The organism is Polycladidibacter stylochi, from assembly GCF_001562055.1.
Lineage (GTDB): Bacteria > Pseudomonadota > Alphaproteobacteria > Rhizobiales > Stappiaceae > Pseudovibrio > Pseudovibrio stylochi.
Genome location: NZ_LLWE01000005.1, coordinates 1 through 12,649, shown reverse-complemented (window position 1 = coordinate 12,649; position 12,649 = coordinate 1). Strand labels below are relative to the sequence as shown.

The 12,649-nt window shown below is 48.8% G+C and carries 11 protein-coding genes; 8 read left to right on the top strand and 3 right to left on the bottom strand.

Annotated features, from left to right (window positions below; all coding sequences use genetic code 11):
* The first annotated feature begins 272 nt into the window (after nucleotides 1-272).
* The 5 genes from AYK67_RS00135 (at nucleotide 273) to panD (ending at nucleotide 7,250) form a co-directional block, all read left to right on the top strand.
* Nucleotides 273-734 (top strand): MerR family transcriptional regulator, encoded by a 462-nt coding sequence (locus AYK67_RS00135; RefSeq protein WP_068080611.1) that lies wholly within the window; start codon nucleotides 273-275, stop codon nucleotides 732-734.
* Nucleotides 735-1,227: 493 nt separating this feature from the next.
* Complete coding sequence (locus tag AYK67_RS00130; RefSeq protein ID WP_068080608.1) at nucleotides 1,228-3,024, top strand: acyl-CoA dehydrogenase C-terminal domain-containing protein; 1,797 nt, start codon at nucleotides 1,228-1,230, stop codon at nucleotides 3,022-3,024.
* Nucleotides 3,025-3,212: 188 nt separating this feature from the next.
* Complete coding sequence (locus AYK67_RS00125; RefSeq protein ID WP_068080605.1) at nucleotides 3,213-4,421, top strand: acetyl-CoA C-acetyltransferase; 1,209 nt, start codon at nucleotides 3,213-3,215, stop codon at nucleotides 4,419-4,421.
* Between the two features lie 16 nt (nucleotides 4,422-4,437).
* Nucleotides 4,438-6,648 carry a 3-hydroxyacyl-CoA dehydrogenase NAD-binding domain-containing protein gene (locus AYK67_RS00120; protein ID WP_068080602.1) on the top strand — a complete coding sequence of 737 codons (2,211 nt, stop codon included), beginning with the start codon at nucleotides 4,438-4,440 and terminating at the stop codon, nucleotides 6,646-6,648.
* A 173-nt stretch (nucleotides 6,649-6,821) separates the two neighbouring features.
* Nucleotides 6,822-7,250 (top strand): aspartate 1-decarboxylase, encoded by a 429-nt coding sequence (panD, locus tag AYK67_RS00115; RefSeq protein WP_068080599.1) that lies wholly within the window; start codon nucleotides 6,822-6,824, stop codon nucleotides 7,248-7,250.
* A 63-nt stretch (nucleotides 7,251-7,313) separates the two neighbouring features.
* On the opposite strand, the gene AYK67_RS00110 is transcribed toward panD, so the two are convergent.
* A complete protein-coding gene (locus AYK67_RS00110) occupies nucleotides 7,314-8,285 on the bottom strand; it encodes an alpha/beta fold hydrolase (RefSeq protein ID WP_068080596.1) in 972 nt (323 codons plus the stop codon).
* A 203-nt stretch (nucleotides 8,286-8,488) separates the two neighbouring features.
* On the opposite strand from AYK67_RS00110, the gene AYK67_RS00105 reads away from it, so the two are divergent.
* Nucleotides 8,489-8,764: a DUF6460 domain-containing protein gene (locus AYK67_RS00105; protein ID WP_068080594.1), complete on the top strand. Its 276-nt coding sequence runs from the start codon at nucleotides 8,489-8,491 to the stop codon at nucleotides 8,762-8,764.
* Nucleotides 8,765-8,904: 140 nt separating this feature from the next.
* On the opposite strand, the gene AYK67_RS00100 is transcribed toward AYK67_RS00105, so the two are convergent.
* Nucleotides 8,905-9,774, bottom strand: coding sequence for an acyl-CoA thioesterase (locus tag AYK67_RS00100; RefSeq protein ID WP_068081237.1), 870 nt, complete (start codon nucleotides 9,772-9,774; stop codon nucleotides 8,905-8,907).
* 42 nt (nucleotides 9,775-9,816) lie between these two features.
* Nucleotides 9,817-10,800, bottom strand: a complete 984-nt coding sequence (locus tag AYK67_RS00095; RefSeq protein ID WP_068080592.1) for an alpha/beta hydrolase — start codon at nucleotides 10,798-10,800, stop codon at nucleotides 9,817-9,819.
* A gap of 141 nt (nucleotides 10,801-10,941) precedes the next feature.
* Between AYK67_RS00095 and AYK67_RS00090 the strand changes: the two genes are divergently transcribed.
* Nucleotides 10,942-11,361: a secondary thiamine-phosphate synthase enzyme YjbQ gene (locus AYK67_RS00090; RefSeq protein ID WP_068080590.1), complete on the top strand. Its 420-nt coding sequence runs from the start codon at nucleotides 10,942-10,944 to the stop codon at nucleotides 11,359-11,361.
* A 442-nt stretch (nucleotides 11,362-11,803) separates the two neighbouring features.
* Complete coding sequence (locus AYK67_RS00085) at nucleotides 11,804-12,469, top strand: response regulator transcription factor (protein ID WP_068080588.1); 666 nt, start codon at nucleotides 11,804-11,806, stop codon at nucleotides 12,467-12,469.
* The last annotated feature ends 180 nt before the right edge of the window (nucleotides 12,470-12,649 follow it).

The window sequence follows — 12,649 nt, the reverse complement described above, 5'->3', positions numbered from 1 at the left end:
GATAATCCACGCGTTTGCAATAGTTTTTGTGGGTTTGTTTACATAGAAACGACGTTGCGAAATGCATTTACCCTATGTGTTATGCTATTTTTTTGATAGGTTTCCCCTCTTAGAACTTAGAAAATTACACTTAGTTGTGATGATAAATGAACAGTTCTGCCTTAATGCAAAGTGCAAATTAACGGCTTAGAACATGGGTCTAATGTAAATAGCCCACCAGATTGCCAGATAATACTGGCGAATTGAGAATACACGGAAGAAGGTTTTGTCTGATGAGTGAAGCTCTGCAAATAAATGACGAGCTTGTGGAGGTTGCGGGAAGTGAAACGGACACAACCAAGAAAATGCATTTCTCCATTGGAGATTTGGCAAAGGAATTTGGCTTAACGCTACGCACATTGCGCTTCTACGAAGATAAGGGGCTGATAAATCCCAAGCGTGACGGCATAAACCGCCTTTACACGCGGCGCGACCGGGCACGGTTGAAACTGGTTTTGATGGGCAAGAACGTTGGTTTTTCACTGGCGGAAATTCGCGAGATGTTAGACCTTTACGACTTGCGCGACGGGCAGGTAACGCAGCTCCGTGTTGCGCTTTCAAAGTTTGAAGGCCAAATTAACACCTTGAAGAAGCAACGCGGCGATATCGACCAAGCCATTGGCGAGCTTTCGCGCACAGTTGATATTGTTTCCGGCATTTTAAAACAAAAAGAAGCCGAAGATGACGCCTCTTAAGGTGTTTAACAGTAATAACTTGTTGGCACGCGGCTTTGCGTGCCTACTTGAGCGCTTGTAAGCTGTCATAAGGGTTTTTCTCTTTAGCTATTTTTCTTTCCTGTCTTCGCAATAAATTTGAGAATTAAGGACACATGCGGAGTGTGCATTTTCATTTACACTCTATGCGCTTATCCTATGAATAGGTGCCAATTCTTGCCGTTTTGATTGAGCTCACCCAAACGCAATGCCCTCTAAACAACGAGCAATCTCCCCCCCTTGATGTCTCGGGTTTCCTTGGTGGGCTTGGCTGCTACCTTAGGGTCAGGAAAAATCAGCCTTTCGACTAACTAATAAAAATATCGCAGAATTTAGCCATTTTTGAAACAATGGTGTTGAATGGCTGCTCTTGCCAGTATGGGGAATAATGCCTATATTGATGTTGACGTTTGCGTAAACGTAAGCATTGATAAGCGGTGTTGAGGAGCGCTGCTTTGTTTGGAAGGGAGTTGGTATGCCGGTATATAGTGCACCTGTAGATGATACGCTGTTTTTGCTAAACGACGTGTTTGGCTATGAAAAGTACTCCAACCTGCCGCGCTTTGGCGAGGCGACGCCGGATTTGGTGGAAGCGATTTTGCGTGAGGGGGCCAAGTTTTGTGAGGAGCAGGTGCAACCGTTAAACCGTGTGGGCGATACACAAGGGTGTACCCGCCATGAGGATGGCCGTGTGAGCACACCTGAAGGGTTTAAAGCGGTATACCAAGCCTATTCAGAGGGCGGCTGGGGTGGTCTTTCCATTCCCGAAGCGCTTGGCGGACAAGGTCTGCCCCAGGTGATGACCAACATTTTGAACGAGTATATGTGCTCGGCCAATATGGCATTCGCCATGTATCCCGGCCTCACTGCGGGGGCAATGGCGGCGCTGATGATGCATGCGGATGAAGCCAGCCAGAAGATTTACATTCCCAAAATGGCGCGTGGTGAATGGACCGGCACCATGAACCTGACCGAGCCACATTGCGGTACGGATTTGGGCTTGCTGCGCACCAAAGCCGTACCAAATGGCGATGGCACCTTTAAAATTTCCGGAACAAAAATCTTCATTAGTGCCGGCGAGCACGACATGGCCGAAAATATCGTGCACCTTGTACTTGCACGTATCGAGGGCGCACCTGAGGGCACCAAGGGGATTTCGCTGTTCCTTGTCCCAAAATTCAAGGTAGATGCGGACGGGAATTTGGGCGATGCCAACGGGGTTTCTTGTGGCTCAATTGAGGAGAAAATGGGCATTCACGGCAACTCTACCTGCGTGATGAATTATGATGGAGCTGAAGGCGTTTTGGTGGGAGAGGCGCACAAGGGCTTGCGTGCCATGTTCACCATGATGAACGAAGCGCGGCTGGGTGTGGGTATTCAGGGCCTATCCCAATCGGAGGTGGCCTATCAAAACGCCGTAACCTATGCGCGTGAACGGCTGCAAGGGCGTGCACTGACTGGCGCTAAAGAGCCTGAAAAAAACGCCGATCCGATTATTGTCCACCCCGATGTGCGACGGGTTTTGATGAGCATTCGCTCGTTTAATGAAGCGGCACGGGCGCTGACCATTTGGGCCGGATTACACGGCGATATTTCGCATGTGGCCGAAGATGAGGCGCAAAAACAAGCCAGTGAAGATGTTATGGCGCTGCTGACCCCTGTTATCAAAGGGGTGTTGACCGACAAGGGCTTTGATAACGCCGTTATGGCGCAACAAATGTATGGCGGGCATGGCTATATAGCCGAATGGGGCATGGAGCAGTTTGTGCGCGATGCGCGGATTGCCATGATCTACGAGGGTGCCAACGGCATTCAGGCACTGGATTTGGTGGGCCGAAAATTACCGGCCAATGGCGGGCGTGCGGTACAGGCGTTCTTTAAGGAAGTACATAAATTCTTGAAAGAGCATGAGGAGAGCGAAGAATTTACCAGCTTCATGAAGCCACTGCGTAAAGGGCTGGAAGATTTGCAGGCCGCCAGCATGTGGCTCATGCAAAACGGCATGAAGAACCCCGATAATGCCGGGGCTGCCTCGACCGACTATATGCACCTAATGGGGCTGGTGGCGCTTGGCTACATGTGGGGCCGTATTGTGGTAACGGCGAAAGAGCAGATCAAGGCTGGTGCCAATGGCAAAGCCGAATGGCTGGACAACAAGCTCACCCTTGGCAAATTCTTCATGGAGCGCACCATGCCGGAAACCAGTGCCCATCTGGCCCGCATATCCAGCGGGTGTGAAACTATGATGAGCCTTGAGGCAGAAGCGTTTTAACAAAGCAACCGCTGCACCTCATGCGGCGATAACACTTAATTCTTATTTTGTTCACTCTATGATCACTTTTTGATCTTCGAGGGGACTGTCATTAAACAGCTTCCCCTCAATAATTGACGTAATAGCCGATTGGCCTTGGTATCATATACTCATATATTAGTGATGCTGGCTAATCATTGGAGGAATAGATGGCTGATGCCTTTATTTACGACCATGTGCGCACCCCGCGCGGGCGTGGCAAAAAAGACGGTTCCCTGCACGAGGTGCCTAGCGTGCGCCTTGCAGCTGTTGCGCTGGAAGCGGTGCGTGATCGCAACGGGCTGGATACCGGTCTTGTGGACGATGTGGTGCTGGGCTGTGTGGACCCTGTGGGCGAAGCGGGCGGCAATATCGCCCGTGCGGCGACTTTTGCAGCCGGTTATGCCACCTCGGTACCGGGCATGCAGATCAACCGCTTTTGCGCCTCCGGCCTTGATGCGGTGAACACCGGTGCGGCGCAGGTAATGGCCGGACAACACGATCTGGTGATTGCTGGCGGAGTGGAGAGCATGAGCCGCGTTGGCATTGGTGCTTCTGGCGGTGCATGGCCGATTGAGCCGCAAGTGGCGGTGCCTTCCTATTTTATGCCGCAAGGCGTTTCGGCTGATCTGATTGCCAGCAAATACGGCTTTAGCCGCGATGATGTGGATGCCTATGCGATACAGAGCCAGCAGCGGGCCGATGCGGCATGGAAAGACGGGCGGTTTGGCCGCTCCGTTATACCTGTGAAGGATATGAACGGGCTGCGCATACTTGAACGCGACGAGCACATGCGCCCTGAAACCGACATGCAATCATTGGCCGGGCTGAACCCCTCCTTCGAGATGATGGGGCAGATGGGTGGTTTTGATGCGGTGGGGATTGCCGCACACCCCGAGCTGGAAAAGGTTTGCCATGTGCACCATGCGGGAAATTCCTCGGGTATTGTAGATGGTGCAGCGGCCGTGCTGATTGGCAATGAAAGCGCAGGGACGGCGGCGGGGCTCAAGCCGCGGGCGCGCATCAAGGCCTTTGCCAATATTGGCTCTGATCCTGCCTTGATGCTGACCGGGCCGGTGGATGTGACCCACAAGCTGTTGGCCAAAAGCGGCATGAGCCTTGGCGATATTGATCTGATTGAAATTAACGAGGCGTTTTCCGCTGTGGTGCTGCGCTACATGCAGGCGCTCGAGCTGGACCCTGCCACGGTGAATGTGAACGGCGGGGCAATTGCCATGGGCCATCCGCTGGGAGCTACGGGGGCTATGATCCTTGGGACTGTTCTGGACGAGCTGGAGCGGCAGGATAAATCCACCGCACTGGTGACCTTGTGTATTGGTGCTGGCATGGGCACAGCCACCATTATCGAGCGCGTTTAAGGCAAGGAGCACAGCAATGACATACACACACTTCTCGCTTGCAACCGATGCCGATGGCTTTGCAACACTGACTTGGGACAGCCCCAAGCGCTCGATGAATGTTTTCACCATGGAGGTGATGGCGGAACTGGACAAGGTAGTGGCTAACGTTACTGCCAATGAGGCCATTAAGGGCGTGGTGCTGGTCTCCGGTAAATCCGGCTTTTCCGGTGGCGCGGACCTGACCATGCTGGAAAGGCTTTTAGCCGATTTTCATGCCAAACAGGCGCAAGACAATGAGGCGGCAACGCAAGAGCTGTTTGAGCGCTCGCGCTATCTGAGCCAAGTATTCCGCCGTCTGGAGACCTGCGGAAAACCGTTTGTGGCCGCGATTAACGGTGTTTGTATGGGCGGCGGTACTGAATTATCATTATCTTGCCATGCTCGCATTGCCACGGATGATTTGAAATTGGGCCTACCTGAGGTCAAGGTGGGCATTCTTCCCGGGGGAGGCGGCACCCAGCGGGTGATGCGCATGGTGGGCGATTTGCAAGCAGGTATGACGTTCCTGCTGCAAGGGCAGACACTGGATGCCAAAAAAGCCCAGCGCATGAACTTGATTGATGGTGTGCACACAAAAGACGGTCTTATTGCTGCAGGTAAAGCATTGCTGGCAGAAGGTGTGGATGCGGTGAAGCCATGGGACAAGAAGGGTTTCAAAATCCCCACTGGCAAGGTGTATTCGCCCTCTGGCTTCCAGTTCTGGCCCGCGGCCAACGCCATTTACCGGCGCGAGACACAAGACAACTACCCTGGCGCACGCGGCCTGTTACATGCAGTTGTTGAGGGTTTGCAACTGCCAATGGATTTGGCCCTGCAAGTGGAGAGCCGTTACTTTGCCAATGTGCTGATGAGCAAGGAAGCGGCGGCGATGATCCGCTCGCTGTTTGTCTCCATGCAGGAGCTGAACAAGGGCGCGCGCCGCCCAGCGGCAATTCCGGAAAGCTCCTTGAAGAAAATCGGCATTCTCGGGGCCGGTTTTATGGGCGCGGGCATCGCGTTTGTTTCGGCCAAGGCGGGGCTTGAGGTGGTGCTTTTGGACCGCGAGCAAGAGGCCGCCGACAAGGGCAAAGCACATTCCGAAACTCTGATGGATAAGGCGATCAAGCGCGGCAAAAGCACAATAGAGGCCAAAGACAATTTGCTCTCCTTGATTGCGCCCACCACTGATTATGCCGCGCTTAGTGAATGCGATTTGGTGATCGAGGCGGTGTTTGAAGACCGCGATATCAAGCGTCAGGTAACCGAGCAAGCGGAGGCACATATGAAGACGGGCGCGATTTATGCCTCGAACACTTCCAGCCTGCCGATTACCTCGCTTGCAAAGGCCTCCAAGCAGCCGGATAACTTCATTGGTATCCATTTCTTCTCTCCGGTTGATAAAATGATGCTGGTAGAAGTGATTATGGGGGAGAAAACCGGCGATAAAGCACTGGCCGTGGCATTGGACTATATCAAGAAGGTGAAGAAAACGCCGATTGTGGTCAATGACAGCCGCGGTTTTTATACTTCACGCGTGGTTATGACCTATGTACGAGAGGGCATCTTGATGCTGGGCGACGGCGTACCAGCTGCCATGGTGGAGAATGCCGGCAAAATGGCGGGCATGCCTGTGGGGCCATTATCACTTGCCGATGAAGTGGCGCTGGACTTGGCCTACAAAATTACCGCGGCTACGCGCAAGGATATGGGCGATGCCTATGAACGCAGTGCGCTGGATGATATCCTTGACGAAATGGTACTGAACCGCGAACGCTTTGGCCGCAAGAACACCAAGGGCTTCTATGATTACAAGGGCCGTGAAAAGTCTTTGTGGCCGGGAATTCCGGAGGTTACCGGCACGCCAAAGGCTGCGGATACTTTTGACATTGAGACCTTAAAGCAGCGACTATTGGTAATGCAGGCACTGGAGACCGTGCGGGTGTTTGAAGAAAACTGCCTAACCGATGTGCGTGAAGCGGATGTGGGCTCGATCCTCGGATTTGGCTTTGCCCCTTACACCGGCGGTACGCTTTCCTACATTGATGGTATGGGCACCAAGGCTTTCCTTGCGCTGTGTCAACAGTTTGAGGCAGCGCATGGTGAACGGTTCAAGCCGTGTAAGCTGCTGATGGAGATGGCGCAGAAGAATGAGCGGTTTTACGATCGCTTTCCGCCGGTAAAACGAGTGGCAGAAGCAGCCGCTTAACGCACCGCGAATTACAATCATCAACAGCAGACCACGGGACTGAGGTTCCGTGGTTTTTTGTTTTATTCATACGAATTAGTAGCCGTTACAGCTCAGCTTTTCCTTGAGCTTTCCGTTAGTTTTAAGTAGTTCATTCGTACCAGTACCTATATTCGGGATTATGGAGATAAAAGTTGAAGAAAATAGTCGATGCAAAGCTGCATGGCATTACTGTGACGGATGCGAACCTGAATTATCATGGTTCCATTACGCTGGACCCAGAACATTGTGCACTGGTTGGCATTTTACCGCTTGAGTTTGTTGATATTTGGAACAAAAATTCCGGCGCACGTATTTCAACCTACGTTATTTTTGGGGAAGCTGGCAGTAAATGCTGCGTTTTGAATGGTGCTGCTGCGCGAACCTGCCAGCCCGGCGACCAGATTATTATTTGCTCTTCAAACTATATTGATCCCAACCAGCTTGATGGTACACGCTCTCACATTCTCACCTTTGATGCGCAAAACAACGTAGCAGAACGTTTGACATACGTTGTCGATATGAACGCGGAAGGAACGTACGACTTCAAAATAGAACAGAAAGCCCACACTCAACCAGCTTAATAAGTGATGCTGTTTTGCGAGTGTAAATCAATCGTGCCTGCGAAGCAAAATTACTCGCAGGCACTATTTATGAGTTGTGTTTTTTAGATTTGCCAAAAATCCCATATAGCTTGCAGCGGAATCCTCAGCTTTATCGAGCATTGGCAAGTGTCCGCATTCTTGCAGCATGATGAGCTGACTTCTTGGAAGAGCGTCGTTTAAGAGCTTGGCCCCTGAGGGATGGAATATACGGTCTTGCTGGCACCACTGAATATGTACGGGCTGTTTAATATCACCTGCTATTTGAAGTAGAGGTTTTTCCTCGGTGAACTGGCTGGCAACAAGCTCTAAAATACGCTTGTGGTTATCGGCGCGGTTGAGCTCCAGTGCCATCCATGTATTTTCTATTGCAGCGGGAGTAAACGGCTCCTTATAAAGCAAGAAATCGTTACGAGCTTTATATTGCGCCTGATTGCCAGCAAGAATTGGCCAGTTTCCTGTTTGTTTCAGGTAGTTTTCGGCGTCACTGGGTTGGGGTGTCGGCACACCAGCCGGACTGCCAATAAATGCAAGCGAGAGGACGCGCGCCGGCTGTTGAACGGCCAGCATACCAGCTAGCTGCCCTCCCATGGAACTGGCAGCAATATGAGCCTGCTCCACATTCAAGCGATCCAGCACGACTGTGAGATTTTTAAGCTGATTTTGGTAGGTATATTCTGTATCCGGCAAGAGCGGATTATCACCAAAGCCCGGTAGATCAATCAAAACAATGTGGTACTTGCTGGAAAACGCAGAAGCCATGTGCAACCAGGTTTCTTTGCGTGCAAAAAGACCATGAACAAATACAATTGTTTCACCAGAGTTTTTTACGCTGCCCCCTTCCAAATAATTAATCGGACCAATAGCTGTTTGTAGTTGTTTTTTTTCGACACCAGAAGCCCAGTATAAGCCGGTGAGCAACAGGTTGCTTACTCGTTGCGGCAGAAAATAAGAAGCTGCCATGTATCCGAAAACTGTAACAACTAAAAAACTTAAAACATAAACGAGAAGCCGCATGGTTTCATCCGCCCGTTAGAAACTCTAAGAGATAAAGCTAAACCTTGCGCCTTGCGTCGTAATCCTTACAAAATTACCAATTATTTTTTATGGGTGAGCACGAACAGTATTATTAAAAGAAAAAGTAAAAACAGCTTGCGGCACTTCAAACAAGTGCTACAGCGCTTATATATGAAGTAGTCTGGATACTTTGAGGATTTACTATGGACAATAATAGGTTACGCCGTTTTTTAGGAGAAAGCCCGGTAAGCGCTATCGTTCGCTTGCTTTTGCTTTCGTTTGTGGTTGGCATAATACTCAGCAGTCTTGATTTAACGCCTTTTGATCTTTTAGAAAATGCAGTTGAATTTGTGCAACGGATTTATAATTTAGGCTTTGATGCAATCAGATGGGCTGGTGAATACCTGTTGGCAGGGGCGTTGGTCGTTATACCAATTTGGTTGATTATGCGCTTTACAGAAATGAAGAAGAAAGACTAGGCCGCACTATTGGGCTGCATAGATAGTCCCAACTCAAGTTAAGCTACTTAACGATATTTACCTAAGTTTAAACCAATTAATATGAGGCCGCCCCTTGATAATCTGGGGCGGCCTCAAATGTTCAATCATCTATTCAACAATTACATGCTTTGTAGTGCATGTAGTTGTTGCTTGGTTTCTTCACTCAAAGGCACGATGCTACGTTTTTCCAGATCCATTGCCAGTGCCACCATGTCACAAACAGCGACTAAGCGATTGGTTTTAGTCTCGAAAATATGATGACGCAGATTGAAAGTATTCCCCTGAACACCAGTAAAGCTGGTCACCACTGCAACCATATCACCCAGTGCTAATGGGCTCAGCGTGGTCAGCTTTTGCTCAACCGCCACACGGCCATAATCTTTTTCATAGAGCCAGGCCATTGTCATGGGGGTGCGTTCCCAGGCGTGCGAAGAGGCATCGCTAATACAGGAAAGGTAGAAAGCATCTTCTGCCCGGTATTCACTATCCAGATGACGTGGTAAAACGCTGGCACGGCTGGTGACAACAGCACCATTACCAAGCAATTCTTCCATTGTTGGTTTGCCACTGAACGGACTTGCACTAATAGTGCGAGGCGTTGCCTGTTCGCTCAAGTTGGCTTCAAACTTCTCAAATCGTTCGCGGAGCGTTTTAGCTCTACTTGGATTTGGCGTATAACCGTCAATTGCAGTTGCAGCAATTTCTCCGGTGGAGCCCTCGATCATTTCATGGACAACGCTAAACATATGAGGCCCATCAAAAGCAGCATAAGAGCGTACTTTAACAAGTGTTGCCGCACGTAACTCAGCATGATAGCGCACATGTCGCACACGGCGAGAGCCGACAAGCGTCTCGGAGAATCCAGTCATTTGCCGAAACTGGCGATCTGCCTCATCAAACTTAGCAAAGTAGTACTGAACATTGAGATGGTCGTTTTCATCACATTCCCAAGTGTTTACAAACGAAAGGAGTGTCTCGAGCGGTGCCATTTTTCTACCTTCTTGCAGCCAAGCCAAACAGGGCGCAAAGCGCTATTGCGGCCCGGTGAGGGACGAGTTTATTTGGTTTCTTAAGAATGTATCTATCCTCTGGTGACTAAGCTTTGCAAGCTTTAGATTAAAACTTTGGAAATGATGGCACCCATGGGGATAAATATTAAGTGAAACGGGAGAGCCAGCAGCCTTCAACCTGCTTGCTAAAAATACGCTATCATCAAACAAGGGGTCCTCGGTTCCCACAGTTAAAAGCGTTGGCGGCAATTCATGTAGCCTGGCATAAAGCGGCGAAGTATCTGGTAAATACGGGTCGCCTCCCAACGCTAAATAATGATTTGCATACATTCGCAAATCTCGCGAGGAGGTTATCAGCTTGTCATCGCCCCAATTACGAGCTGAAGGTGTTAGGTTAAGATCAAAAAAGCCACAATTGAGTACCAAAGCAACAAATGGGCATAGGGCCTTGTCATTGCGCAGTCTGAGAGCTGTTACCAATGCCAGGTTTGCACCGGCACTGTCCCCGCTTAACGCAAAGCGTTTCCAGCCAAATTGACTTGCCCCCTCCTGTAAAACCCAAAGAACGGCAGCTTCGCAATCATCCGCACCAGCAGGGTAGGGGTGTTCTGGTGCAAGCCTGTAGTCAACGCTCACGACATCAACACCAGCATTGGCGCTCAGCCGGTTAAGTTGATCATCTTGCAGGTCAGCAGCGCCAAAAACAAACCCTCCACCATGTATATATATAAGTACGCTATTGTTAGTATTCGTGTTATTGTTTTGTATATAACGAAGTGTCATATCCTGCGTATTACCAGAGATCCTAAGTGTTTTCGCATTCTTATCGTAATGCGGAGTTTGAAAGGCTCCGCTGCCTTCCAGCCGCCTTTCTCGCAATATACTAGGCGCAAATTGCCACTGGTCTGGTAGCGCTTGCATTTGCAAACGAATACTTCTGTTGAAATCGAGTGTTTCTAGTCGAGTCGCATTATCGATATCGATGATTTGATGCGAATAAGGCATAACTCCAGTACTCCGGCAATACATGAGTTTAGCACACTGGCAGCAAAACGAGAATTTACTCCTAACATATTAAATTGGAGTGGATGGACTGGCAGGTCGGCAACTGTTTCGTAGAGTACCTATAAATAAAATGAGGGGCTAATGCTAAGACAATACCATTGGAGCTTTTCTTTCAATACCACTGGACAAGGCGCGTATAACTTAACGGATGAAGTGGAGCGCTGGCTAAAAAAGCAAGATTTGACCACCGGGTTGCTGACCGTATTCGTTAGTCACACATCATGCTCTTTAACCATTCAAGAAAATACCGATCCCAATGTTATGGTGGATCTCAAAAATGCCTTAGACAGATTGGCACCAGAGAATAATACTTGGCTCCACGATCAAGAAGGGCCAGATGATATGCCGGCTCACATTAAAACATCACTTACGAATGTTTCTCTACAAATCCCTATTGTAAAAGGCAAAATGGCACTTGGTATTTGGCAGGCTCTTTATTTACTAGAACACAGACACGCCGCTCACAGAAGAAATATTTCTTTGGTAGCAATGGGCTCTTAATCAAAGATAATCAAAATTGCATTTGCGTATTATCATTTGAATTTACTTTATGTCTTAGGTTTATTAGTAATAAATCTGTGATTTGTCGGTAAAATATTAATGAATGCCTAGGTGTCTTTGAGTAATCCGTTGAATTTAAATTTTTGATATTTGTCAATTATTGAGAATGCTTAGAGGAAACTGAAAATTTTCGCAGCAATTAGCAAGAAATTGTGTAAGTCTTTGGAGAAAAGTTAGAAAATAAGGTTTTATCGAAAACAAAGCTCTTGCGTCAAAGTGCTGCATCAGCCTATTGTTTAACACGAAAGGGATGTAAGCAAATCATTATACATCCTGGGGAGGATAACATCGTAACAGCGATGTGAACTTGCCATGTAAGAGGTGCTGGTAATTATATCTGGCTTATAAGCCTCAACACGGCTCAACAAAGGAGGAGCATAGCGTGCAAAGCGCGGCCCACCGTTTCATTATCGCCGACGATCACCCCTTATTTCGGGGGGCAATGCGGCAAGCCATTGAAAAAATGTTTGATAACGTTTCCATCATCGAGACTGCTTCGCTTGAAGATGTCACGCAGGCACTTGATAAAAATGATGACGTTGATTTAATACTTCTTGATCTTTCGATGCCGGGAATGCGGGGTTTTTCCGGTCTCATGTATTTGCGAGCGCAATATATTGGTGTGCCTGTGGTGGTTGTATCTGGAACAGAAGATACAACAACAATTCGAAGTGCAATCGAATTTGGAGCTTCAGGTTTCATTCCAAAATCACTTGGTGTTGATGTTATATTTGATGCTATCACTCATGTCTTGTCTGGAGATGTTTGGACACCGCCTGATATTGATTTATCAATAGAGGACGAAGGCACCAAAATGGCGCAGCGTTTGGCCAGCCTAACGCCACAGCAAGTCAGAGTCCTTATGATGCTCTCGCAAGGCTTGTTGAACAAGCAAATTGCCTACGAACTTTCCGTTTCCGAGGCAACTGTTAAAGCGCATGTTTCAGCTATTCTACAAAAATTGGGGGTAGAGAGCAGAACGCAAGCAGTTATCGCGGCAGCCAAAATGGAAACAGGCAATTGGAGTTCTTTGGCTGTACCTGCTTAGGCTTGAATAGGCTTTTAAAATACAGCAACACCAATGGCAGTATTGGTATTTAAAAGGGCAGACAACAAATCTGCCCTTTACTTTTTATGCACAGTACACGACACATTTGCTGAGAGTGACTAAATCTGTTTGAGTGCTGGATTCTTCACCAAAAGGATCCAGAGCTTGTCCAACATCGTT

Coding starts and splice junctions, on each gene's coding strand:
- AYK67_RS00135 (WP_068080611.1), top strand. CDS start 273: ATGAGTGAAGCTCTGCAAATAAATGACGAGCTTGTGGAGGTTGCGGGA.
- AYK67_RS00130 (WP_068080608.1), top strand. CDS start 1,228: ATGCCGGTATATAGTGCACCTGTAGATGATACGCTGTTTTTGCTAAAC.
- AYK67_RS00125 (WP_068080605.1), top strand. CDS start 3,213: ATGGCTGATGCCTTTATTTACGACCATGTGCGCACCCCGCGCGGGCGT.
- AYK67_RS00120 (WP_068080602.1), top strand. CDS start 4,438: ATGACATACACACACTTCTCGCTTGCAACCGATGCCGATGGCTTTGCA.
- AYK67_RS00110 (WP_068080596.1), bottom strand. CDS start 8,285: ATGCGGCTTCTCGTTTATGTTTTAAGTTTTTTAGTTGTTACAGTTTTC.
- AYK67_RS00105 (WP_068080594.1), top strand. CDS start 8,489: ATGGACAATAATAGGTTACGCCGTTTTTTAGGAGAAAGCCCGGTAAGC.
- AYK67_RS00100 (WP_068081237.1), bottom strand. CDS start 9,774: ATGGCACCGCTCGAGACACTCCTTTCGTTTGTAAACACTTGGGAATGT.
- AYK67_RS00095 (WP_068080592.1), bottom strand. CDS start 10,800: ATGCCTTATTCGCATCAAATCATCGATATCGATAATGCGACTCGACTA.
- AYK67_RS00090 (WP_068080590.1), top strand. CDS start 10,942: ATGCTAAGACAATACCATTGGAGCTTTTCTTTCAATACCACTGGACAA.